Annotated in this window: 21 protein-coding genes and 1 tRNA gene; 14 read left to right on the forward strand and 8 right to left on the reverse strand. The window is 59.9% G+C overall.

What is annotated here, in order from left to right; genetic code table 11:
- The first annotated feature begins 193 nt into the window (after positions 1-193).
- On the forward strand, positions 194-976 hold the full coding sequence (locus CJ178_RS27975) for a glycosyltransferase family 2 protein (RefSeq protein WP_095888475.1): 783 nt from the start codon (positions 194-196) through the stop codon (positions 974-976).
- 271 nt (positions 977-1,247) lie between these two features.
- Here CJ178_RS27975 and CJ178_RS27980 read toward each other — a convergent pair whose 3' ends face one another.
- Together CJ178_RS27980 and CJ178_RS27985 are read right to left on the reverse strand one after the other, a co-directional pair.
- The gene (locus CJ178_RS27980) at positions 1,248-3,041 is read right to left on the reverse strand and encodes an alpha/beta hydrolase (protein WP_143547543.1); all 1,794 of its coding nucleotides are present in this window, start codon (positions 3,039-3,041) and stop codon (positions 1,248-1,250) included.
- 234 nt (positions 3,042-3,275) lie between these two features.
- A complete protein-coding gene (locus tag CJ178_RS27985; protein ID WP_143547544.1) occupies positions 3,276-4,211 on the reverse strand; it encodes an endonuclease/exonuclease/phosphatase family protein in 936 nt (311 codons plus the stop codon).
- 230 nt (positions 4,212-4,441) lie between these two features.
- Here CJ178_RS27985 and CJ178_RS27990 point away from each other — a divergent pair, with 230 nt between their 5' ends.
- Genes CJ178_RS27990 through CJ178_RS28015 form a run of 6 tightly spaced genes read left to right on the forward strand, consistent with a single transcriptional unit; the run spans position 4,442 to position 12,258 of the window.
- Positions 4,442-5,437 (forward strand): glycosyltransferase family 2 protein, encoded by a 996-nt coding sequence (locus CJ178_RS27990; protein WP_143547545.1) that lies wholly within the window; start codon positions 4,442-4,444, stop codon positions 5,435-5,437.
- 38 nt (positions 5,438-5,475) lie between these two features.
- Positions 5,476-6,708, forward strand: coding sequence for a lipopolysaccharide biosynthesis protein (locus CJ178_RS27995; protein ID WP_143547546.1), 1,233 nt, complete (start codon positions 5,476-5,478; stop codon positions 6,706-6,708).
- Positions 6,709-6,712: 4 nt separating this feature from the next.
- Positions 6,713-8,500 (forward strand): glycosyltransferase family 2 protein, encoded by a 1,788-nt coding sequence (locus CJ178_RS28000; RefSeq protein WP_179300854.1) that lies wholly within the window; start codon positions 6,713-6,715, stop codon positions 8,498-8,500.
- Positions 8,497-10,272, forward strand: coding sequence for a hypothetical protein (locus tag CJ178_RS28005; RefSeq protein ID WP_141486311.1), 1,776 nt, complete (start codon positions 8,497-8,499; stop codon positions 10,270-10,272). The genes CJ178_RS28000 and CJ178_RS28005 overlap by 4 nt, the downstream gene beginning before the upstream one ends.
- Positions 10,265-11,422, forward strand: a complete 1,158-nt coding sequence (locus CJ178_RS28010) for a glycosyltransferase family 4 protein (protein WP_179300855.1) — start codon at positions 10,265-10,267, stop codon at positions 11,420-11,422. Before CJ178_RS28005 ends, CJ178_RS28010 begins: the two co-directional genes overlap by 8 nt.
- The gene (locus tag CJ178_RS28015; RefSeq protein ID WP_257013482.1) at positions 11,419-12,258 is read left to right on the forward strand and encodes a glycoside hydrolase family 16 protein; all 840 of its coding nucleotides are present in this window, start codon (positions 11,419-11,421) and stop codon (positions 12,256-12,258) included. The genes CJ178_RS28010 and CJ178_RS28015 overlap by 4 nt, the downstream gene beginning before the upstream one ends.
- Before the next feature lie 166 nt (positions 12,259-12,424).
- Here CJ178_RS28015 and CJ178_RS28020 read toward each other — a convergent pair whose 3' ends face one another.
- The 4 genes from CJ178_RS28020 to efeU all read right to left on the reverse strand — a co-directional run bounded on the left by CJ178_RS28020 (position 12,425) and on the right by efeU (position 16,701).
- Positions 12,425-13,252 carry a glycoside hydrolase family 16 protein gene (locus CJ178_RS28020; RefSeq protein ID WP_233363443.1) on the reverse strand — a complete coding sequence of 276 codons (828 nt, stop codon included), beginning with the start codon at positions 13,250-13,252 and terminating at the stop codon, positions 12,425-12,427.
- Between the two features lie 117 nt (positions 13,253-13,369).
- Complete coding sequence (gene efeB / locus CJ178_RS28025; RefSeq protein WP_095888484.1) at positions 13,370-14,656, reverse strand: iron uptake transporter deferrochelatase/peroxidase subunit; 1,287 nt, start codon at positions 14,654-14,656, stop codon at positions 13,370-13,372.
- Entirely contained in the window at positions 14,656-15,786 is a 1,131-nt protein-coding gene (efeO, locus tag CJ178_RS28030) for an iron uptake system protein EfeO (RefSeq protein ID WP_095888485.1), read from the reverse strand. The genes efeB and efeO overlap by 1 nt, the downstream gene beginning before the upstream one ends.
- A gap of 15 nt (positions 15,787-15,801) precedes the next feature.
- The gene (efeU, locus tag CJ178_RS28035) at positions 15,802-16,701 is read right to left on the reverse strand and encodes an iron uptake transporter permease EfeU (RefSeq protein ID WP_045069322.1); all 900 of its coding nucleotides are present in this window, start codon (positions 16,699-16,701) and stop codon (positions 15,802-15,804) included.
- 244 nt (positions 16,702-16,945) lie between these two features.
- Here efeU and CJ178_RS28040 point away from each other — a divergent pair, with 244 nt between their 5' ends.
- From CJ178_RS28040 to CJ178_RS28070, 7 genes are all read left to right on the forward strand, one after another.
- Positions 16,946-17,656 (forward strand): lytic transglycosylase domain-containing protein, encoded by a 711-nt coding sequence (locus CJ178_RS28040; protein ID WP_371851326.1) that lies wholly within the window; start codon positions 16,946-16,948, stop codon positions 17,654-17,656.
- A gap of 196 nt (positions 17,657-17,852) precedes the next feature.
- On the forward strand, positions 17,853-19,139 hold the full coding sequence (eno, locus tag CJ178_RS28045) for a phosphopyruvate hydratase (protein ID WP_033234550.1): 1,287 nt from the start codon (positions 17,853-17,855) through the stop codon (positions 19,137-19,139).
- A 22-nt stretch (positions 19,140-19,161) separates the two neighbouring features.
- Positions 19,162-19,830 carry an FtsB family cell division protein gene (locus CJ178_RS28050; protein WP_033234549.1) on the forward strand — a complete coding sequence of 223 codons (669 nt, stop codon included), beginning with the start codon at positions 19,162-19,164 and terminating at the stop codon, positions 19,828-19,830.
- Positions 19,827-20,372, forward strand: coding sequence for a DUF501 domain-containing protein (locus CJ178_RS28055; RefSeq protein ID WP_045069327.1), 546 nt, complete (start codon positions 19,827-19,829; stop codon positions 20,370-20,372). Before CJ178_RS28050 ends, CJ178_RS28055 begins: the two co-directional genes overlap by 4 nt.
- Positions 20,369-21,331 (forward strand): Ppx/GppA phosphatase family protein, encoded by a 963-nt coding sequence (locus CJ178_RS28060; RefSeq protein WP_045069330.1) that lies wholly within the window; start codon positions 20,369-20,371, stop codon positions 21,329-21,331. The genes CJ178_RS28055 and CJ178_RS28060 overlap by 4 nt, the downstream gene beginning before the upstream one ends.
- 100 nt (positions 21,332-21,431) lie before the next feature.
- Positions 21,432-21,508: transfer RNA gene (locus CJ178_RS28065), tRNA-Leu, on the forward strand.
- 136 nt (positions 21,509-21,644) lie between these two features.
- Positions 21,645-21,989 (forward strand): TraR/DksA family transcriptional regulator, encoded by a 345-nt coding sequence (locus tag CJ178_RS28070; RefSeq protein WP_092807355.1) that lies wholly within the window; start codon positions 21,645-21,647, stop codon positions 21,987-21,989.
- Between the two features lie 154 nt (positions 21,990-22,143).
- Here CJ178_RS28070 and CJ178_RS28075 read toward each other — a convergent pair whose 3' ends face one another.
- Together CJ178_RS28075 and CJ178_RS28080 are read right to left on the reverse strand one after the other, a co-directional pair.
- Complete coding sequence (locus CJ178_RS28075; protein ID WP_045069332.1) at positions 22,144-22,491, reverse strand: DUF3703 domain-containing protein; 348 nt, start codon at positions 22,489-22,491, stop codon at positions 22,144-22,146.
- Positions 22,492-22,553: 62 nt separating this feature from the next.
- Positions 22,554-23,072 carry a hypothetical protein gene (locus CJ178_RS28080; RefSeq protein ID WP_095888486.1) on the reverse strand — a complete coding sequence of 173 codons (519 nt, stop codon included), beginning with the start codon at positions 23,070-23,072 and terminating at the stop codon, positions 22,554-22,556.
- Positions 23,073-23,179 lie beyond the last annotated feature (107 nt).

The raw sequence follows: 23,179 nt of genomic DNA on the forward strand, positions 1-23,179 counted from the left end.
CGAAACGCAAACCGGTGCACGCCTATTTGGGGATTTTGGGTACCGGACGTTGAGTTCGTTAGAGGTGGGGCGAGCTGTCGAGTGTCACCATCGGGCAGTCAAAACCAGGCTGGCCATCAAGGTGATTGCTTGAGAATTACTACGTTATCCGCGGTCTAAGCCGTCGGGGGTCGAAACGGGGAGATGAGTACCAATGAGCGTGGACACCAGTGAGAGCATCCGAGCAAGCCGGCAGGCACATGGCACGAGCCCTCGACGTCCGAGTGTGACGGTTGTAGTTCCAGCTATGAACGAGGCCAAGAACCTTCCACACGTTGCAGCGCGGATGCCCGACAACATCGACGAGATCGTATTCGTGGACGGACATTCGGTGGACGATTCGATAGAGGTTGCCAGGAAGCTGTGGCCGACGGCCACGATCGTCACGCAGACTCGGCGAGGAAAAGGCAACGCACTCGCGTGCGGATTCTTGGCCGCAACATCGGACATCGTCGTGATGATAGATGCGGACGGGTCTACGGATCCGGCTGAAATCCCTCTGTTCGTATCGGCGCTCATTGCCGGTGCTGACTTCGCGAAGGGGACGAGGTTCGCACTGGGTGGAGGTAGTGACGACATCACGTTCTCACGAAAGCTTGGCAACAAGGCGTTGAACGGAATCGTCAACATCAAGTTCGGCGCAGCCTTCAGCGATCTCTGCTACGGCTACAATGCTTTCTGGCGTCATCACATCCCCGTCATGGACCTCCCAGAAACCGCTGCTCCCGATGCTCAATGGGGGGATGGCTTCGAGATCGAAACGTTGATCAACGTTCGTGTTTCCAACGCAGGTCTGAAAATCACAGAAGTCCCGAGCTACGAGCGGGACCGCATTCACGGTGAGAGCAATCTGAATGCTGTTCGCGACGGGTTCAGAGTGCTTCGGACTATTCGTAGCGAGCGACGTGTCACAGGCAGAAAGTCCACCAAACGTTAACAAGTATTTGCGTCGTCTCGCCCCGCCCATCGTTCGATCGAGGGCGGGGCATCCGTCTCATTTATGCTTTGAAACACCCTCTTGGATCGTTTCACGGGAACGCAGCTATTAATGTGTGAATATTGTCCCATGCCACTGTTTCGTGCATTTGATCCCGACCGCCGATGCCGCTGCGGCCATCCGCAATCTGCTCACCAACATCTTCGCTCCGGCAGAGACTGTGGTCTGTGCCCATGCCAACAGTTCCGTGGTGTTGGACTTCTGTCCGGAATCAGCGGGCGATTCCGACGGCGTTAGCGAAGTCTTGAGGTTCATTGGGCAGGGTGGTTTCGCGGATGCCAAATGCGTCAAGAATTGCAGATGTCATTTCGGCTCGCGCAGATTCCCGGATCGGGTAACCGATGAGTGGGTGATCGCCTGCGGGGAGTAATCGTGTGTCTACCGATCCCGGAAGTTGTTGCAGTCGGGAGAGTCCGGTGGGTCCGCGGTTCTCCAAGAACCATCGGTGATCACCAGGTGACAACAGCACAGTGGCATTCACGCCGGCGATGCTCAGTGGGCGCAGGAGCACCTCTGGCACTTGGACCAGACCGATTTGTCCCAACTGAAGCCATAGGCGATAGGGGAGTCGATCTCGTATGACGTTCTTGAAGCGGACAGCAGCATCATGCGCGCGGAGTGCCAGAGATCGCTTTCCTGGGACATCGCCTGCGAGCTCGTGACTTCGAGTGAACTCAATCTGGCGTGTAGTCCATCGCAGGGGGTTAACGAGTATTGCGTGACGAGCGCCGACTTCGGCCGCAGCGATCGCTGCGCTCCAGGATCCCGAGCAGAGTCCGGCGACAATAAGATTCCCGGCTGGTGCGCCAGCAAGCTCGACCACATCAACCGCGTCTGTTCGTTGTTCGGGTGTGTAGATTGTACTGATCTCGTGATCGTCAGCAGGCCAGGTTTCGCCGGTTGACGCGCGATCGAAGCGAATGGTACTGACGCCGTGAGCAGCCAACGCGCGGGCGAGTTCTACCCACAGGCGACTGGGGCCAACTCGATGTTCCGATGCTGTTCCATAAACGACCAGCGTCGGTCCACCAGGCGCGCTTCCTGCCGGTGTCGTTTGGATTGTGAACATGTTGTGGGTTCCGCGGTGTGAAAGCTGTTCTGTCACAGTTCTTCCGGACCGGGGGTCGACAAGATTGGCCGAGTCTCGAAGCTGCACTGCCACGGATGAACGTTTGCGGGTGGTTGCCGCGTCGATCCAGTCGGCGATCGACGTGATTGTCTTCGCCGGTACTCGTACGGCGAAATCGGCTGGCTCGATGAACTCGATCTGCTCGTCCACGACGAAGTGCTCGGCGTCGGTCCGCTCGACCAAACGTGTAATTCCGCGGTTGTCCGCGTGTTCTGGACGGGTGGCGATCAGGACGCGCACCGACGAATCGATCGGCGTTGATGTGAGGTCCATATTTGAAAGTTGTTGTGCGGCGGATCGGTGGAGAGCCATCCCGATGAGTGAAACATACTGCTGCTCGGCGTCTGTCCTGCTCGTGAGGCTCACAAGAGCTTTCTGTCGGTGCAGGAACTTGCGGCCGGAGACCACCGGATCCCACAGGACAAGTGCATTGACCCCGTCGATGTCAGCTGCCGCTCGCGCACCTACCAGCGCACCGACGCGAAGTCCGAGAACGGTCACCGTGTCGGTTCCGCACCGGCGAAGATATCCGGCCGCCTCGCGAACGCTGGACTCCCAGAGTTCGACCGCGTTTGCCTGGGTTTGCTCCCCCGAAGAATCGCCGGTGCAGTAGTAGTCGAAGCGGAGCACGAGATGGCCCTGCGCGCATAGTTTTTGTGCCAGTAAGACGAGGCCACGGTAGGAATCGACGTGTTCTTTCCCGACAGGGGGGCACAGCACGACCCCTCCGCGCGCTGTACCCCCCGCAGGAACATGAAGAGTGCCGAGTAGTGGAGCGGTCTCGGGACCGAACCACGTGGTGAACTTTCCACCGCCGACAACCGGGTGAATCTTGTACGTCACCCGACCGGTGGGACCAGGCTGATTCTGCGCCATCGATCGGGATTCCATCGCGCGGGATGGTGAACCGGATCGATCGTCTGCTCGAGCTGACAGCATGTGAGTCCTCTGTGCCTCGTCATGTCGCCATCGACAGCGAACCCGCACTCGATACTGGAGATGTCGATGCCGTAATCGCCCGTAAACTCGATGACTTTTTACCTACGGAAAAACAATATACAGGTTTGTTTTAACATTGCTGAATGATTGCCTCGGTTGCGCAGCGGTGTGTCAGCGGGACCCCCGCGATGCCAAGGTGGAGACGATTCCGAGATGGTCGGATCCCGTCACGCGCACCGTTCGGAAATCGGTAGCGCGAAGGGGCTTCGGTACCAGGATGTGGTCGAGTGCGGTGAACGGAGGAAGTGACCAGTCGGCCGGAAATGTTGTTGCATACGAGCGTCCGGCTTGTCGAGCAGCATCCGCGGTTTCCAGGTGAAGTACATCGCGGAACTGTTTGTGGTCCAACGTCGAGTTGAAGTCGCCGGCGATGATTGTGGGGTACGGATTCGATTGGATCACATTGCTGATTTCCGCGAGGTCCGAGACCCATGCGGAGGAATCTTGATCCTGGACGGGCGCGGTGATGTGGGTCGCGACGATGTCGAACATGGCACCGTCGAATTCGAAGGTAGCGGCGACACACGCGAATCCGAAGTTATCCAACTCTCGGGTGTGAGCGAGGGGAATCCTGCTCCAAAGTCCGGTGCCGGTGGCTCCCTGGCCAGCTCGAACAATGGAATAAGGGAAAGCGTCGTTGATCCCACCCTCGGTCAGCCTTTGTTGGAAGGCTGGTGTCAACTCTTGAATGGCGACGATGTCCGCATTCTGTTCGCGTGCCGTGGTCAGTGTCGATTGTGACTCGGCAGTTCCCTTGGCGACATTAATCGACAGGACTCGTAGCTGGTCCCCTGTGGGAGGGGGTGATCCGGGGATTGTGAGTTGAGTGCCGAGGGTGAGTGTGATCAGGGTGATGCCGATGGCCGAACCGATCCACTCGCGGCTTGCCAGCAGCCCGACCGTCGCCGGCAGCATCACGAACGGCAAGTAGGGCACGGCGACGACGAGCGAGATCAGACCGGGGTGGCGGAGTGGAAGGTATCGAAGTAGGAGCAGCCCGCCGGTTACAGCCAACATGGCCCAGCCTATCCATCTGAGAAAGGTCACCAGTCGGTTGTACCCGACTTTGCAAAGATGATCGCTGGAACATTACTGGGGTATGTTGTGGTGACACCTTAAACGGGGAGATTGAGGGTGTTAAACCAGACAAACAAACCAATAGTTTGCTTATTGAGGTGTTGAGGGCGTTGTGCCCGACCCGATTCCGGGCAGAAATTGGGTGATTTGCCTGTGAAGAGCCTCGAAGTTCAGTCGGCAAAGAGTCCAGAGGGGTGATCGTGCTCACACAAAATGACAGTGCTCGACAAGGCTGCGCGTCGACGGCTGGCGTGGATCCGGTGTCCACAGCTGTCAGTGTGGTGATCGCCTGCTACTCGATGGCGCGTTGGCATGGGATCACGAACGCAGTTCGATCGGTTGTCGCCCAGTCCGTACCAGTGGACCAGATCATCGTTGCCGTCGATCACAATCCCGAACTCGTGGAGCGGCTTCGACGTGAGTTGCCCGAAATCTCCGTTGTGTCATATGAGAATGGTCCAGGAGGAGCGTCGGGTGCGCGCAATGCCGGTGTCGAACTTGTGGCTACGCCGTATACGGCTTTCCTCGACGATGACGAGATCGCGGAGCGCGATTGGTTGGCGGCGTTAATGGCGCCGTTCGTCGACGGGGCGGTTGTGGGCACCGGCGGTCGGTACCGCGCGGTCTGGGCATCGGCCAAGCCGAACTGGTTCCCTGACGAGTTCGGTTGGGTTGTCGGAGAGTCGTTCCTCGGAATGCCGGTCGTTACCTCGAGGGTGCGAAACGTGTGGAGCGGCAACATGGCGGTCCGAACCGAGGTCTTCCGCGCGGTCGGTGGCTTTCGAGTGGGGTTTGGCAAGCAAGGAAATCGGTCTCAACCAGAAGACACCGATCTATGCATCAGAATGTCGGAGCACGGTCAGGATTTTCACTGGATCTACGTGCCCACTGCCGTGATCGATCACGAAATTCCGCAACACAGGAGCACCTTCCGGTTTTTTCTGAGGCGCTGTTACTCGGAAGGAAAGGGAAAGGTCGAACTTCGTCACGACGAGAACAATTCCGACGAACTCTCCGACGAGCGTAGTTACGTTCGAACCGTCTTGACCCAGGGCGTCAGAAGGTATGCCGGTGGCCGAAATGCGTCGGCGTCCAAGGCTGCCGCGCTGATGGCGGGAATTGGTTCCGCGGGACTGGGTGCTGCATCAGCAACTGCAATCGGCCTTCGGCGCTCACGGTTTCCAGGGCCGTCGTGATGGCGGACGGACCACGAATCTATTCCGATGCAGCGTCGATGGCATCCGCGCAAGTCATCAATGCTGCTCTGGGAATGGGATTTTGGGCTATTGCCGCGCTGATCCTGCCGCCCGCGCAACTTGGCGTTATGACCGCATTGTTGGCATTGGTAACCGCACCTGCCATGGTGATCGGGACGGGTGTTGGCGACGTGTTCAACTCGATGATGCCGGCAGCTGGCCCTGAATTACCGTCAGTGTTTCGACGCGGTCTGCGGGTTTTCTACCTATTGTCCGTTCCTGCAGGCATTATCGCAGCGGGCGCAGCCGTGGTGTTCATTTCCGAGGTCAGATTTTCGATCCCCGTTGCTGCGATGGTATTCGCGGGAGTAATCGTCTGGGGACTGTTCGTTCTGCAGAACAGCACATTGACCAGCCTGGACGAAGCACGGAGACAACCACTGGTCAACGGCGCCGTCAGTTTGGGCCGAATCGCAGTCCTTCTGCTGCTCGTGTGGTTGGCGAACTGGCAACCGATTGTCATGGCGACAGTGTTGGTAGGCGGGGTCGCAGTGGTGGCGATGCGCGTGTTCATCGGGCGCATCGTGTCGGAGCGCACCGCGAGTGCACGCCAAGGAACGTGGACGGCAGAGGCAGCGGCAACCGAGGTTGTCCGAATGTGCAAGCAGGCGGTGCCCACGCAGGCGATGGGAATCGGTGTCATTCTGCTGATGCCCTTCCTGGTGACGGCATACGCGGGGCCTGTGCAGGGTGCGGTCTTCTCTCTGTCGATGAGCATCGCTCAAACACTGGAGTTCGTAGGTTCTGCGATGGGAACGTCGCTCGTGGTTCACGCGTCGAAGAACCCCCGTGAAGGTTCGAAGATGGCGCTGGTGTTGTTCGTTCGTGTTTCGGTCCTGGTAGCGGTGGGAGGCATTCTCCTGTCGCTGGCGGCGCCCGTGATCTTTGGAATTCTCAATCCCGAGTATCTCGATCTGAACGCGGAACTCGTAGTTGTGCTGCTCGCACTCGGATCGTTGTTGCGGACGATGTTCGTCGTGTGGTCGGCGTTGCAGCGTGCACGACGCGAGATCGGCCCGCTTGTGGTGATCAACGGTCTGTTCGCCGCTGTTGTGATGGCAATTTTGCCCTTCGCCTGCCATTTGTGGGGAGCTGTGGGTGCTGCGCTCACGGTTGGTATCGCGCAGGCAGCGGCAAGTATCGCGGCGGTATTCGGCGTAGCGCGGCGTCGGGATTCGATAAGAAAACGGGTATTTCAGTATGAGGTTTGATGGCATGAATCGCGATGACAACTCCGGCAATGCAAGTGCCGCTGATATGACGAAAGAGATTGTGGTGCAGAATCATCGATCCGACGGGATCACGATCCTACAACCTGTCATGGCGCCCACACCGAACATCGAACTATGGGCTGGTGCGATCTGGATTGGACAGGTCGACGAATGGGAGCTACTCGCTGCGCCCTTCGTAGCACTCGCAGGCGGGCACCGCTACATCCGGGCTCGACTCCTGGTGTCTCGTCTGAATGGATCGTCGGCTTTTGTCGAAGTGCACGTGGCGGACGGAGTGATCAGGTCCCGAGAGGCGTTGGATCTGTTGCCACAAACCGGCGCCGTAGCTTCCCCGCCCCTTCCTGAAGTGCTGGTGACGCTGATTATCTGCACCATGAATCGACCGGAACTGCTTCGGGAAGTACTCAATTCGCTTGCGGACCTCGACTACAGCAGCTACGAAGTCCTGGTGGTGGATAACGATCCGTCGTCGGGTCTGACACCGCCTGTGGTTGCAGAATTCGAAGGAATCCGGTTGGTGGGCGCGCCCGAACGAGGGTTGTCGAAGGCACGCAATATCGGATTGACAGCCGCCACCCATGACATCGTCGCGTTCACCGACGACGATGTCGTGATCGACCGTAATTGGCTCCGCGGGATAGTCGGTGGATTTGCTGTGGCCGACGACGTCCAGTTGGTTACCGGGCTCGTGCCAACAGGTGAAGTTTCGACGGCTGCGCAAGCGTACTTCGACCGACGCGTCAGTTGGTCGAAGAACTTGGTGCAGAAGACGTATCGGATGGCGGCGCCACCACCAGCTGATCCGTTGTTCCCCTTCGAAGTGGGAAACTTCGGAACAGGCGCGAACTTCGCAGTACGTCGCTCCGCGGTACTTGCACTCGGCGGATTCGACGAGGGACTCGGAGTGGGTTCGCCCTGTGGCGGCGGCGAGGACATCGACATGTTCGTGCGCATACTTCTCAGTGGCGGAGCGTTGGTTTACGAACCTGCTGCGCGTGTGTGGCACAGGCACCGGATCGACAACGCAGGCCTCGACAAGCAGATGGCGGACTACGGACTCGGATTGGGGGCATGGATCACGAAACTGATGCTGAACCCGCGCACGGCCTTGATGTTGGCGAGTCGCTCTGTCAAAGGGCTTAGACATTTTGGCGCAGTGTCCAAACCGGTTGCAGGCCGAGTACCTCTGACTCCGGATCTCGACAGACTGCCCAAGCTCGAGCGGTGGGCAGTTCTGCGAGGACCCGCCGCATTGATTCGTTCTCGCCGCGCAGGCCTGAAGAGTAAACCCCTCGCATCCGCCGGCGAAGATGTCCGCTCGAGCCCGATAATCCGAGGTCCGCACCTATCCGGTCCATTTACGCACCTGGTCAAGAAGATTGAAAATCGTTTCCCTACCGGTGAACACAAGCTTGCCGCCCTCGGAGTGGTTGGCGGTGTCAGTGGCCTGCTGGCCGCGATAATGGGCGCGACTGGAACTCTCAGCGGAATGCTGGTTCTCTTCTTTGTCATAGTGGGACCAGGCGCTGCCATCATGTCCTTCTATCCGAATCAACCCGGGTACGTGCGGACTGCAGCTGTTCCTGCGCTGGGTATTTCGATCATCGTTCTGATGACGCTGTTCATGACAACGATCGAGGAGTATTACCCCTTCTCGCAGTTAGTGATTCCCAGCCTTGTAACAGTAGTTCTGGCGTCACTACGCGTGTACCTTCTCGTCGCACGTCCGCAGATGACGGTGTCTATTCCTACGCTGCGCAGACGGTCATGACTATCTTGGAGAAACCTGTAGGTGCCGCACCAGTCGATTCATCCGGTGACCCGACTGATGTGCTTTCTGTCATCGAAAAACCGGCAGTCCAAAGCCGTGACCGGATCTCGTGGTCGATTCTTGCTGCGGCCGTGACGAGTTGGTGGATTTCGACCCCATCGCTATCCACTGCGGAACCCTCCGATTTCGGGTTGCTATTCGCGGCCTCTCCCTTCTTCGTGGTATCGATCGTCCTGTCCGTGATCGGGTTTGTCGTCGCAATGTACCGACGGAACAACCGGTCGTCCTTCGCAGCCGTGATTGTGATTGCGCTGATACAACGGACAGCCACACTCATTGCATCGGATGTTCCGCTCTACACATGGACCTACAAACACCTCGGTGTGACCGACCTGATCCAACGCAGTCACTTTCTCGCTCGTGGGGTTGACGTGTACAACGGTTGGCCCGGGCTTTTTACTGCGACAGCGTGGTTTTCGCGGGTGACAGGAGTCCCCGACATCACGATCGCGAACTGGTTCGCAATCTGTGCGCATTTGCTCATGGTCGTGTTCTTCTACTGTATGGGGCGGGCGTGGCGACTCGATGTACCGACGGCGATCTCCGCGACGTTCCTGTTCGAGGTCCTCAATTGGGTTGCACAGGACTACTTTGCGCCGCAATCGCTCGCGATGATACTCGTTCTTGCCTTCCTGACGCTCGTCGGAGCATCCAGAGATCGCCCAAACCTGGTCCTCGTGATGGTCGTCATCTTCTGCGCAATCGTCGTCACGCATCAACTGACTCCGTACTGGATGGGGTTGATCATCGGAGCGCTGACGATCTCTCGGATGTTCCGGCCTTGGTGGCTTATGTTCGTGTTTGGCAGCGTCGCAGTCGGTTTCCTCGTATACAACTGGGACAGCGCAGGAGATTTCGCCAAGTTCTCGTTTGATCTGGCGTCGAATGCGAAGTCCAATCTGGCCGGGGCGAGTCTCACTCCTACCCCCGGACAGTCCTTTGCGAGTTTGACGATGCGCCTACTGACCGTCGGTTTGCTGGCGGCATCGGCTGTCACCGCGATCATCATGTGGCGCAGAAAGCTACCCGTATTCGCCTTGGTGATCATCGCTTTTGCGCCGTTGGCGATTCTGGCTGGGCAAGGCTACGGCGGGGAAGCGATATTCCGGGTATACCTCTACTGCCTGGTGGGGTGCTGCCTGCTATTGGCATTTCCGCTCACTTGGATGCTCCGCGCAAGGCGAGTGCCGCGCACAAAGATGATAGTTGTCGCCATCATGCTTCTGGGCGCGACCTTGTCGTCGTCAGAGGCATACTTCGGCGCGTGGTTTGCCTATCTGACCAAGCCTGTAGTTGTGAAAGCAGCGTCGGAAGTCCTGGAAACCGCCGATCCGAACGGTGTGCTGAGGGCTCTGTCGCCTGCGTGGCCCGACCGGCCGACACAAGCCTATTTGAGGCTTGCTGGCGTCGACCCGAAATTCGATATTCAGCCTGAGGCTTCGACGCTGTTCTACGGGGTGGACTTCAATACCGATGAAGAGTATTCGACATTCAACGAGCACTTCGTGGCCGAAAGCCGGGCGACGTACTTTGCGATCTCCGATCAAATGGTTTTCTACAACTGGTATTTCGGCTTGTCCCCGGAGGATGCACTGCCGAATCTCGAGACCCGGATGAGGGCGGATCCCGCATGGCATGTCTTTCTCGAGGGCAACGGATTTGTAGTATTCGAGCGCGCGCCAAGCCTGCAGAAAGGTGGGGACGGTGGCTGACGGAACCCTCCGGGTCGTGACATCTACCCTGACTCGTGACGTCACTGGTATCGAGCACAGCGTCATTCGACTCCTTCCGCACCTCCGCGAACGCGGTGTGAACGTCGTGATGGCAGCTCCTGCCGGGGGCGGACTCGAACGGGCGTGGACGGCCATGGGCCTCGAGTTTGTGGGCATGCCAGATGAACAACGCGTGGGTTTGCGTGATTCGTCGGGTGGATCCGCGCCGGCCTCTGCGTTGTTGTCTCAGATTCCGCGATCCGCATCGTGGATTTCGGCGTTTCGAAGACAGGCGCTGCGCGCGGATATAATTCACTCGAATTCTCTTCTGTCCCATCTGGATTGTGTTGCGGCGGGTCGATTGACACGAACGCCGGTGGTGCTCGAAATTCATGACATCCTCAACGAGGGGAGAGGGCGCTCGTTGCTCAGTGCAGCGGTGCGGGGTGCCTCCGCGTCGATTGCCGTGAGCAATGCCGCACTGGAACAACTGTCGGTTCGGGCACAGCGGAAGGCGAGTGTCGTCCCACAGGCGGTCGACACGGCGATCTTTACTCCCGGTCGCGGATCGGTGCGAGCAGAATTGACCAACTCGCCGGACTCTGTGCTGGTTGCGGTGGTCGGTCGAATGGATCCGGTGAAGGGCATCGAAACGCTGATCGAGGCAGTGTCCGAGATCCGTTCTGTCGGAGGAGACGTGCATTTAGTTGTCGTTGGTGGACCAACAGACGGGAATGCCGACTACGCCACAGGACTTCGGCGGCTGGCTGAGGCGTTGCTACCAGGTGCTGTCCGGTTTGTCGGTCAGCGTGACGACGTTGCCGAGATCCTACGGTCAGTCGACATCTTGTGTGTACCTTCGATGCGAGAACCGTTCGGGATGATCGCGATTGAAGCCATGTCGGTCGGAACTCCTGTGGTGGCCAGTCGGACCGGCGGTTTTCTCGACTACGTGGTCGACGGTCAAAACGGTCTGTTGACTACGCCGGGTGACGCGTCCGATATTGCTAGAAAGGTTCTCTCGCTGGTATCGGACGGTAATCTCCGAACACAATTGGTAGAACGCGCACACGACACGGTGTCACAGAATCACGAGGCTTCGGCACGAGCTGAGCGGGTGATCGAGATATATCGAAAGGCTATGAAATGAGTAGGAATTCGGCGGTCGCCGTGCGTTCGGGTGTCGTACTCTCGCTCACGTCACTGCTCCTTGTCACCTCCTGCGTAAACGACGTCACGCGAAGTCCGGAGATGCGAATGATGGTGGGGGCACTCGGTTCCGACGAATTCGATGGAGCGGCAGGACAACCGCCGAATCCGGCGTTGTGGGGCTTCGATGTCGGGGGTGGTGGTTGGGGAAACCAGGAGAAGCAGGTCTATACCGATTCCGTCGATAACGCCTCGCTGGATGGCAACGGCAATCTTTTACTGCAAGCGCGTCGTACGGACAAAGGATTCACGTCGGCGCGAATCGTGACCAGGGACAAGTTCACGTTTACCGAGGGGACACTCGCGGCACGCATCAAGTTTCCTATGTCCCCGGGGATTCATCCCGCCTTCTGGTTGCTTGGTGAGGATCTTGAAACGGTTGGATATCCAGAAAGTGGCGAGATTGACATCATGGAGTTGGTCCATGACGGCGCAGAGTTTCACAATGCCGTGCACGGGCCGTGGGTTGATCCGGCCGCACATTCCGAGGGCAAATGGAAGATGTCGTCCGACGGACCACTGGGCAGTGATGCCTCCGAAGACTTTCACATCTACGAGGTGATGAGAACTGTTGACTCGATTTCCATCGTCATCGACGGGGTCGTTGTTGGTGACTACTTGCGTAGTGAGGCACCTGAGGGCGCCAAATGGGTATTCGACAAGCCTTTTTACGTGTTGATGAATATCGCTGTCGGCGGTGAATGGCCAGGTCCGACAGACATCACCACATCGGATGTGTCGACGATGACTGTCGATTGGATCCGCTACTTTCGCTGAGTTCGGTAGTTGGAACTCGTGCTTATCCTTTGCAGCATAGTGGTATTCGCATGGAGAGGATGTGCGCGTGAGAGCAGTCGATCCCTACTGATTCCGGGAATGTTGTGTTTCTCCGCGAAGGGATCGACTGCAATTCGTCCGCTTACCACGTAGGTGTGGGCGCCAGTCAGTTTTCGTGGAACCATCGGACATAGTCCACGGTCATGGTAGCTGGCCATGGGGTCGTGGAATTCACTGCGCCAGGCCAGTCTCCGCCAATCGCGATGTTGAGCAAGGTATATGCGGGGGCGTCGAATACCCATGCCTCGGCTCCGGAGACTTGGGACTTGTCGAGATACAGCATTCGGACACCGTCGATGTACGTTTCGATCCGACCAGGTCGTTTCAGAATGCCATAGGTGTGAAATGCCGTGAAGTCGGTGCCAGGGCGGGTTCCACCGACGCTCCGATCCCACACGCCGGTTACTCTCGTGCCTGATTTTTTCGGACCATGGACCGCGCTCGTGTATGTCGTTGCGTCGTTGATGGTTTCGATGGCATCGATTTCACCACAGCCGGGCCAGCCTGCTGAGTACAGGTTCGTTCCGAGCGTCCAAAACGCCGGATGTAAGCCCTTCCCCGCGGGCAGTTTGATTCTTGCTTCGAGTAGCCCGTAGGTGAAGTCGACCTTGCCGTAAGTCCCCAGCCTTGCGGAAGTCATCGTATTGCCAACTTTTTGGGTCTGAATCAGGAGATTGCCTTGTCCGTCCAAACGGGAGTTCGCGCGAGAATCGGTATATACCTGTTTCTCGTTGTTTCCCCAGCCTCCGCCGGTTTCGTAACGCCAGATGTTTGGATTCGGAGCTGAATTTGCAGGACCGTTGAACTCGTCGTAGGCGTAGACCGTGAAGCGGTCCGCCGCAGCTGTCGGTGATACCAAGGGCGACAGCGTAATCGCCGCCACTGCCAGAGTTGTTGAAACTATGGAAGTGCGAAGGATCGATGAAATTGTCATGCGCAGATCGTAAGTTCGAGTTGTCGGTTTAATCCCGATCGTTCGGAATTGTTATAATTTCGATATAGTAATAACGTGCAGTTTGGTTCCAAGTATGGTATCGGGATTTTTCCCGGTCTATTCGCTCGAAAACAGTGTTTCGCCCCAATAACTTCCTGTTGAAAGTCCGCCGGGGCAGGCGAAGACGGCAGAACCGACGTGCTGGATGTATTCGTTCAGCGCGTCGTGCCGGGAGAGGTTTTGCTGCATCGGAACAAACTGCTCGACAGGGTTCCGGCAGTACGCAACAAAGAACAAGCCGGCGTCGAGGTGACCGAGCCCGTCGGAACCATCGGTGAAGTTGTATCCGCGCCGCAGGATTTGGATTCCGCCCAGTTCTTCGGAAGACGCCAGACGGACGTGCGCGTCCTCGGAAATGACAAAGTCGTGGCCTTCCTTCGAGTCCAGATCGAGTTCGTCGAACTCGTCCTTTCCGCCGAGCGGAGCGCCACTGCGCTTCGACCTGCCGATGACGGCTTCCTGTTCCTTGAGGACTGTGCGATCCCATTGCTCGATCAGCATCCGGATGCGGCGGGCGACCAGAAATGATCCCCCCGCCATCCATTCCTGATCGTCGGCGCCGTCGACCCAGACGTGTTCGCTCAGTAGCGCTGGATCCTCCGCCTTGATGTTGGCGGTTCCGTCCTTGAACCCGAACAGGTTTCGCGGAGTTTGTTGTGTCGTGGACGTCGAGGATGTTCGCCCGAATCCTAGTTGCGACCATTTGACCGACGCCGTTCCGAAGGCCACGCGCGCGAGGTTGCGGATGGCATGAACCGCGACCTGGGGATCGTTGGCGCACGCCTGGATTGCGATGTCGCCGCCACTGCGCGCCGGATCGAGGTTGTCGGCCCGGAAATGCGGAAGGTCCAGTAGCGCAGCAGGCTTCTTGTCAGCCAGTCCGAAACGGTCGTCGAACAGTGACGGTCCGAAACCGATAGTGAGCGTCAGTTGTGAGGCAACAAGGTCGAGGGCCTCGCCGGTATCACTCGGCGGTGCATACGGGCCGTCACCGGTTGCACCGTCCTCGGTTGCTTCCTCACCCTTTGTCATTCGCTCGGCCATAGTGGTCCAGGTCTGCAACAAAGCGATCAGTTCGTCGCGGGACGTCGTCGTCACGTCGAACGCGACGAAGTGCATACGATCCTGGGCGGGCGTTGTGATGCCGGCCTGATGGTCACCACGAAAAGCCACCACGTCTGAGTTGTCGGTGCTGGAACTGTTGTCAGCGGTGACCCGTCCGACAACAGCACCGGCACCAGCGAGGGCAACACCGGCTCCCACGGCGCCGAACAGTTTGCGCCGTGAGAGTCCTTGCGGTGTCGGATTTTCCGGGCTAGGTGTGCCCTGTCGTGCATCAGTCATTACTGCCCCGCAACTACTTCCTGAACCTGGCTGACCTCTGCGGACAGAGCGTCGATCTTACGTGAAAGTTCCTGGCGCTGAGCTTCGGTGACGGTGTCGTAGAAGACAAATCCGTCGCCGACGCGGAACTGCGCGAGCGCTGCGTCGAGGTCGGCAAATCGATCCGAGATACGCTGGGCAAGTTCGGGATTGCGTTCCTGCAGAATCGGGTTCAGAGCGGCGATCGCAGCCTGGGAGCCGTCGACGTTGGCTTGGAAGTCCCACAGGTCGGTGTGCGAGAAGATGTCTTCTTCGCCGGTGATCTTGGATGTCGAGATCTCGTCGAGCAGTCCCTGTGCATCGCCGGCGATCTTGGTGGGATCGACCGAGTAGTCTTCGGCGTTTACCTGATCAGCCAGATACTGGATATCGACGAGCAGCTGATCTGCGACGGCATTGGTGTCGGGCTGCAGGCCGGTGACCCACAGATCCTTCTCGAGGCGGTGGAAGCCGGTCCAGACCTGGCCGGGCTCCAGGTCTGCCTCACGCAAGTCGAGCTTGGGATCGAGCTCACCGAAGCTCTCGGCCTCGGGCTCGATGCGTTCGTAGTACGTGCGAGTGACCGGGAACAGCGCCTTGGCCTGCTCGATGTCCCCCGCCTGAACGGCTGCGACGAACTGAGCGGCGGTGTCCTGTAGTGCCACGATCTGGCTGCGGATGTATCGGCGGTACCCGTCTGCTGCTTCTGCGAGCTGGCCACTCTCGTCGGTGGCTGCCTGCGAATCGCCGGTGACGACAAAGTCCTGTCGGATACCGGTTCCGACCATTCCGGGCTTGCACGCAAGCTGATACGTCGCTGCCTCGGGGAGTGAGACGATGAGCTGACGCGTCAGACCGGGCCCGATGTTCTCGACCTCGCCCATCGCGCGGTCACCCTCGGCGAAGACGTAGAACTCGGTGACCTTCGTGCCGTTGTTGGTGACCTGGAACGTCGACTTGCCCGTCGTACCCGTGGTGGCACTGACGTCGCACGAATCATCGGTGGCAGTGACGATGACGTCGCCGTCGCTTGCCGTCGACTTCTCGGTGCACGCGGCAAGTGAGAAGGGGAGTACCGCGGCTGTCGCGAGCACGAGAGTGGATTTGCGCATCGTTGGAAGTGCCTTTCAGGATTCTGTCGGTTCGGACGAAGTGGTCGGCGATGCAGCGATGGCAGGTGCCGGTGACGATTGCGGACGCAGGAAGAGCGCCAGCACGACGACGAGATACACGACCCACGCGGTCGCTTGCAGAACCGTCGGGTCAGGGCGGAAGTTGAAGATGCCGGCCAGGACAGTGCCGTACCACGTGGACGGGTCGTAGCCCGGGGTGAGGTTGAAGGCGATGTTTTCGGCTCCTGGCAGGACGTTCCCGATCTGCAGGGCGCGGATGCCGTACGAGAGGATTCCGGCGGCCACGACGATGAGGAAAATCGCGGTGTAGCGGAAGAACGTCGTGAGATTCAGACGTAGCGCCCCGAAGTACATGGCGACGGTCAGGATGGCGGCCAGGAGAATGCCGAGCAGCAATCCGATGAGTGGCCAGGAACTGCCTGCCGTGTTCTCGGCGTACCCGACCATCAGCAGTGCCGTCTCGACGCCTTCGCGGCCGACAGCAAAGAATGCGAGCGTCAGGATTGCGATCGGTCCGGCGACGAGGGCCTTTTCCATTCCGGCCTTGAGGTCGCCGGAGATGGTCTTGGCCGCGGTTCGCATCCACAACACCATCGCAGTCACGATCACCACGGCGATCAGTGACGCAATTCCGGCGATGACTTCCGCGGTAAGGCCGTCGACGGTGGATGTGCCGTAGTGGATGACAAGGAAAATGATCGCGACCATCGCCACGGCGGCAAAAACGCCGAGCCACACCCACTTCAGTGCGTCCCGCCGCTGTGCCTTGACGAGGTACGCGGCCAGGATCATGACAACGATGCCGGCTTCGAGGCCTTCGCGGAGACCGATCAGGCCACTGCCGAATAGCTGCGTGGCAACTGACGGACTGCTCGACGCTGCGAGTACCGACACGGGCACGGATGCTCCTTAACTGGAGGAAGCTCGGCAGCTTCACGGAATCGGCCAAAAGTAGGACAGCCTTAACTCCGATGAAGATACTCCACCTTGCGGCTGCTATCCACACCCTGACCAGGCCTTTTGATTCTCTTTACTATCAAATTCGGGTGTTCAGTCGACTCGTGTGGATGATGGAGGGGTGTACCGAACCACTGCCAAGACCTCGAGACCCCGGCGCGTCGTGCGCGTCGTCGCCGCGATAGCTGCCGGAACGGTGCTTGCCGGAGTGGGTATTGCAGCGTGTGGATCCGACGAACCGAAGATCGCGATTCCCGAAGGAATCCCGCCGGGCGTTGGCTTGCCGACACCGCCGATCGACATCAATGCACCGGGCCGCAGCGCAGATCAACTCGGTGATTGGGCCGCCGGACTGAGCAGTGACGTCGGAATCGGTACGACTGCGCTCACGGCCTACGGGTACGCCGCCGCCGTGATGGCTGAGACGTTGCCCGGTTGCGGGATCGGGTGGACGACCCTCGCGGGGATCGGGAGCGTCGAAAGCCGTCACGGAACGTACGACGGCTCAGCGGTAGACGCCGTGGGTCAAGTCAGTCCGATCATTCGCGGCATACCACTCGACGGTGGGCCGGGCGTAGCCGAGATTCCCGACACCGACGGCGGCACCATGGACGGAGATTCCGTCCACGATCGAGCGATGGGACCGATGCAGTTCATCCCGGAAACCTGGTTGAAGTGGGGCGTCGACGCCAACGGTGACGGTCGTATCGATCCCGACAATATCGATGACGCCGCCCTCACCGCGGCGCGGTATCTGTGTGCCCGCGGGGGAGACCTGACCACAGCCGCAGGGTGGCAGCAGGCTCTGATGGCGTACAACCTCTCCGGGGACTACCTCGCGCTCGTGCGTGATCGGGCTTCGGCATACTCGGTGGGAACGCGGCCGGCATGAGTGCTCATGACCGCAGTTCAGGCCGGTGTGTGCGCGTCGATAAAGAAGCCTTCGCGCGCTGCGGTTAGGCTGTGTGCTGGCACTACGGGGGCCCCGGCACGATCGTGGTCCAATGCCCATGCACGCAGTGTGTGTCCCAATGTCCACGCACGCGGAGTGCGCCCCAATGCGAAGCCCATCGAAGGAGAACCACACAGTGGCCAGTATTGAGCAGGTCGGAGCTCGCGAGATCCTTGATTCCCGTGGCAACCCCACGGTTGAAGTTGAGGTTTTGCTCGACGACGGAAGTTTCGCCCGGGCCGCAGTGCCCTCCGGCGCATCCACCGGTGAGCACGAAGCCGTCGAGTTGCGCGATGGTGGCGCTCGCTACGGCGGAAAGGGTGTCGAGAAGGCAGTCGAGGCAGTTCTCGGCGAGATCGCGCCCGCAATCATCGGCATCGACGCCACCGAACAGCGCACCGTCGACCAGGCGCTGCTCGACGCAGACGGCACCCCGGACAAGTCTCGCCTCGGCGCCAACGCACTCCTCGGCGCTTCGCTGGCAGTTGCCCGCGCCGCAGCGGAGTCCTCGGGCCTCGAACTGTTCCGCTACGTCGGTGGCCCCAACGCCCACGTCCTGCCCGTCCCGATGATGAACATCCTCAACGGTGGCGCTCACGCCGACACCGGCGTCGACGTCCAGGAGTTCATGGTTGCTCCGATCGGTGCACCGAGCTTCAAGGAATCCCTGCGCTGGGGTGCCGAGGTTTACCACTCCCTCAAGTCCGTCCTGAAGGAAAAGGGTCTGTCCACGGGCCTCGGAGACGAAGGCGGCTTCGCGCCTGACGTTGCCGGCACCAAGGAAGCTCTCGACCTCATCACGATCGCCGTGAACAAGACAGGCCTCAAGCTGGGTACCGATGTCGCGCTCGCGCTCGACGTTGCAGCCACCGAGTTCTACACCGACGGCACCGGCTACAAGTTCGAGGGCAAGAACCGTACCGCGGCCGAGATGGCAGCGTTCTACGCTGAGCTCATCGACGCTTACCCGCTCGTCTCCATCGAGGATCCGCTCGACGAAGACGACTGGGACGGCTGGGTTGCACTCACCGACCAGATCGGCAACAAGGTTCAGCTCGTCGGCGACGATCTGTTCGTCACCAACCCCGAGCGCCTCGAAGAGGGCATCGTCAAGGGCGCGGCAAACGCACTGCTGGTCAAGGTCAACCAGATCGGCACGCTGACCGAGACCCTCGACGCAGTCGACCTCGCTCACCGCAACGGCTACAAGACGATGATGAGCCACCGGTCCGGCGAGACCGAGGACACCACCATCGCGGACCTCGCAGTTGCCGTCGGCAGCGGCCAGATCAAGACGGGTGCGCCGGCTCGTAGCGAGCGCGTCGCCAAGTACAACCAGTTGCTGCGCATCGAGGAGAACCTCGGTGATGCCGCTCGTTACGCCGGCGAGGTTGCATTCCCGCGCTTCGCATTCGAGGCCTGAGCAACACATTTAGGTATCAGCAGTGTCTGCACAACGCGGTAAACCACGATCCCCCGGCGGAAGTCCGGGGGGTCGTGGTTCCGGGCGCGCGGACACTGCTCGTCGCACCAAACCCGGCAGCACCCGCCGGGCACGCGGCACGGAAGCCGAGTCGGCGGAAGCAGCGTCGACCGGGGCAAAGGCAACGTCGGCCTCGACGCGTAAGTTCTGGTCGAGACTGCCCAGTTCCGACAACACGGTCTTCGGGCTCTCGACCAGCCGGGCTGTCATTCTCGCGATGGTTGTTCTGATGCTCGCGTTGACGTTGGCGGTGCCGTTGCGCACGTACATTTCTCAGCGTTCCGATGCCGCTCAGATCGCTGCCGAACGACGGGTACTCCAGGAGGAAGTTGACGCGCTCCGGCAGCAGAATGCGCGTTTCGATGATCCCGCATATGTCGAAGCGCTTGCGCGGGAACGCCTTCGGTACGTCAAGCCTGGCGAGACGCCGTTCCAGGTACAACTTCCCGGTGACTATCAAGAACCCGAGAAGAAGCAAGTTGAAGAAGCCCCGCTGACAGGTCCGTGGTATCGCGATCTGTGGCAAACGATTTCGGAGCCACCAGTGGTTCCCGAGACGAAGGCAACGCCGGCGCCGATGCCGGTGATGCCGACAGAGCAGTCAGAAGAACAAGGAGTACCCACCGGGTGAGCAATCCGTCCGAAAATTCCCCTCACGTCGCGCAGGCAGATCTTGACGCCGTCGCAGCTCAGTTGGGCCGTGAGCCGCGCGGAGTGCTCGAGATTGCATACCGCAGTCCCGACGGCACACCAGGCGTGGTCAAGACAGCTCCCAAACTTCCTGACGGAACACCTTTTCCGACGCTCTACTACTTGACAGACCCCAGGCTGACCGCAGAGGCCAGCCGTCAGGAATCTGCCGGTGTGATGCGTGAGATGACCGAGCGCCTGACGCAGGATCCCGAGTTGGCTGCCGCGTACCGCCGCGCCTACGAGTCGTATCTTGCCGAGCGCGACGCCATCGAATCCCTCGGTACCGACTTCGCCGGTGGCGGGATGCCGGATCGCGTCAAGTGCCTGCACGTTCTGATGGCGCATTCACTGGCCAAGGGGCCTGGCGTCAACCCGCTCGGTGACGAGTCGGTGGCTCTGGCAGGGAAGGGCAAGCTGCGCGGCACCGCCATCCCCGCTGATTGGCCGGGCATCGACGACGCGGTAGATCCCGAGAAGTGAAGGGTCGCGTTGCCGCCGTCGATTGCGGCACCAATTCGATCCGCCTACTGATCGCGGACGTCGGTGCAGACGGGCGATTGGTTGACGTCCGCCGCGAAATGCGGGTTGTCCGTCTAGGTCAAGGTGTTGACGCAACAGGAACTTTGGCTCCCGAAGCCATCGAACGCACCCGTGTCGCATTGGTCGAGTACGCGGGCATGATCGCGGAAGCCGGAGCAAGCGCCGTTCGGATGGTTGCCACATCTGCGACGCGCGATGCTGCCAACCGCGACGACTTCTTCGCGATGACGCAGGAAGTTCTGGGCGGCGTGATTCCCGGTGCGGGAGCCGAGGTGATCTCCGGCGACGAGGAAGCGCGACTCTCGTTCAGTGGTGCTGTGGGAGAGCTTGATCCGTCCGAAGGCCCCTTTGTTGTGGTCGATCTCGGCGGCGGTTCCACCGAGTTGGTTCTCGGCGACTCTGCTGGTGTTCAGGCTGCGTATTCCACCGATATCGGCTGTGTGCGGGTGACCGAGCGGTGCCTGCATTCCGATCCTCCGACCACTGAACAGGTCTCCGATGCAACAGAATTCGCGTCCGCGAAGCTTGCGGAAGCATTTGCGGTTGTTCCCATCGAGAAGGCTCGGACTTTTGTGGGTGTCGCGGGAACCATGACGACGCTCTCGGCAATCGCGCAGGATCTGCCGGACTACGACGCAGACAAGGTGCACCTGTCCCGAATCTCGTTCGGCCAGTTGATCGACGTGTGCGAGCGCCTCACCGCGATGCCGCGCGCCGAACGAGCGAAATTCGGGCCCATGCATCCCGGACGCGTCGACGTGATCGGCGGGGGAGCGATCGTCACCACCATCCTCGCGCGGGCATTCGAGGACAAAGCGGGAATTACCGAGTTGGTCGTCAGCGAGCACGACATCCTCGACGGTATTGCCATGTCGATTCCGCTGCCCGCATCCCAATAGTGCTGATGGGCATCACGATCGGTGGGTCTGATTACGATGCCTGAGAGCGCACGATAGTGTGATCCCTGTTGTTGTCGGGAAACCGGCAACAGCAGGGAAGGCCCCCATAGCCCAATTGGCAGAGGCAACGGACTTAAAATCCGTCAAGTGTCGGTTCAAGTCCGACTGGGGGCACCAAAAAGACCAGCTCACCGCACAATTCGAAGCCTCGGATGTTCATCCGACTTCGCTTCGGTACGCAGAGGGTACGCAGCTCTCCGACCAGCCGATCGCACGCATTGTGCGCGGTGCTCGGGCAGCGTTGAATACAATGATGCAGGATTTCCACGCGACCATCGGCCTGGAACGGCGGCGGGCAGAGCACCGCTTGGCATCACTCCGCGAAGGACTCGAATCCATAATCGAAGGTTCCCGCTGGACTACCGACGACGATGAACACGATCCCGAAGGGTCGACCATCGCGTTCGAGCGGGCCAAAATCGCGTCTCTCATTGCCGATACCGAAGCCGAATTGCGGGATTTGGAAGCGGCGACAACCCGCCTCCGGTCAGGTGAATACGGAATTTGTGAGGTCTGCCAGGAGCCGATTGCAGACGCCAGACTGGAGGCGCTACCCACTGCGCGGCAGTGCATCGAGTGTGTGCGACGGAGTCGATGACAGTTCTGTGCGTGTATCCGGCATCGAGAAGACTGTCCTGCGCCCCTGTAGCACGGATCGATGTCGAGCAGTCGCGATGGTCCGCACAGTTTCCGCCCGCATCGTGGGTTGGCCATTCCAGTTCGAGTCGCCACCGAATCCGGTGGTGGGTCGGCTAAGCCGAATTGGTGAGAAGGTTCGCCAGCTGATCCGGTATCGGCATCGGTGTCGTGAGCCCAGCAGCAGTGCGTCCGGTGTTGCCGGAGGGGTAGCGGCCCAGGACCGAACCGGGTGCCGCAACCACGATCCGCACGAGCTGTCCGCGCGCTTCGCGCCAATCGCGTTGCCGCAGTGCCAGTGTGAGCATTGCAACGTGATTACGCGTATGCGGCCAGGGGTACGGCTGAGCCAGGATGTGCGCCTGTTCGAGGTGAATCCATTTCTGCGCGTCCTCGCTGGTAGTTCCGACGTCGTACATTTCGGCGTTATACGCGGCGCGAATACGCTCGGGCATCCTTGTCATAGCGGGTTCCTTCGTTCGGATTCGACTGTGTGGTGTTCGCGCCGCGTATGCAATCAGATGCTCTAGCTGCCGAACTGGCTCAAGACGCCGTTGAGCAGGCCCTGCAGCAGGGCCGCCGGGTCAAGCGAACCGGTGGCCGGCGGAGTGGTGCTGGTGACCGTGACGCGGACCGATGCGATCGGATCCTGGTAGTCGGTGTCGCCGTCTTCCTTGCACTTGGTGCGGACCTGGTACTCGCCGTCGGGGAAGACTGCAGAGGTGCCGATGCCGGAGGCGTTGGTCAGTACCTGACCGGCGACCATGGTGTCGCCCACGACGAGGTAGCTCGAGCCGACCTTGGTGGTCGAGTCGAGGATGGTGGCGTCGGCGCGGTAAACGGTGCCCTCACATTTGACGAAAGCCTTGGTGGTGTTGAGGCCGGTGATCGAGGTCGTGATGGTGCCTGCGCCGGCGTTGGCATGCACGGATGCGCCGCCGGTAATCGCTGCGGAGCCGATTGCCGGGTTGACGACGAGGGTGAGTGCCGACAGGCCGGCAATGGTGCCGGCAACGGCCAGGCGGTGCCCGGTACGAGTAGCCATGAATGGTGTCCCTTCGGTTCGTGTGGTGACGACAGCATTTACGGCAAGTCGCACAGAATGCATCCTGGACCAGCAATACTTAGGGGACGCTGAGTTGCGCTACGGAT

The organism is Rhodococcus sp. ACPA4 (genome assembly GCF_002300185.1).
Taxonomy (GTDB): domain Bacteria; phylum Actinomycetota; class Actinomycetes; order Mycobacteriales; family Mycobacteriaceae; genus Rhodococcus_F; species Rhodococcus_F globerula.

What these genes read in the sequence shown, in the direction of transcription:
- CJ178_RS27975 (WP_095888475.1), top strand. Translation starts at nt 194, where the DNA reads ATGAGCGTGGACACCAGTGAGAGCATCCGAGCAAGCCGGCAGGCACAT.
- CJ178_RS27980 (WP_143547543.1), bottom strand. Translation starts at nt 3,041, where the DNA reads ATGGCGCAGAATCAGCCTGGTCCCACCGGTCGGGTGACGTACAAGATT.
- CJ178_RS27995 (WP_143547546.1), top strand. Translation starts at nt 5,476, where the DNA reads ATGGCATCCGCGCAAGTCATCAATGCTGCTCTGGGAATGGGATTTTGG.
- CJ178_RS28000 (WP_179300854.1), top strand. Translation starts at nt 6,713, where the DNA reads ATGAATCGCGATGACAACTCCGGCAATGCAAGTGCCGCTGATATGACG.
- CJ178_RS28005 (WP_141486311.1), top strand. Translation starts at nt 8,497, where the DNA reads ATGACTATCTTGGAGAAACCTGTAGGTGCCGCACCAGTCGATTCATCC.
- CJ178_RS28015 (WP_257013482.1), top strand. Translation starts at nt 11,419, where the DNA reads ATGAGTAGGAATTCGGCGGTCGCCGTGCGTTCGGGTGTCGTACTCTCG.
- CJ178_RS28020 (WP_233363443.1), bottom strand. Translation starts at nt 13,252, where the DNA reads ATGACAATTTCATCGATCCTTCGCACTTCCATAGTTTCAACAACTCTG.
- efeB (WP_095888484.1), bottom strand. Translation starts at nt 14,656, where the DNA reads ATGACTGATGCACGACAGGGCACACCTAGCCCGGAAAATCCGACACCG.
- efeO (WP_095888485.1), bottom strand. Translation starts at nt 15,786, where the DNA reads ATGCGCAAATCCACTCTCGTGCTCGCGACAGCCGCGGTACTCCCCTTC.
- CJ178_RS28070 (WP_092807355.1), top strand. Translation starts at nt 21,645, where the DNA reads ATGCAGGATTTCCACGCGACCATCGGCCTGGAACGGCGGCGGGCAGAG.
- CJ178_RS28075 (WP_045069332.1), bottom strand. Translation starts at nt 22,491, where the DNA reads ATGACAAGGATGCCCGAGCGTATTCGCGCCGCGTATAACGCCGAAATG.
- CJ178_RS28080 (WP_095888486.1), bottom strand. Translation starts at nt 23,072, where the DNA reads ATGGCTACTCGTACCGGGCACCGCCTGGCCGTTGCCGGCACCATTGCC.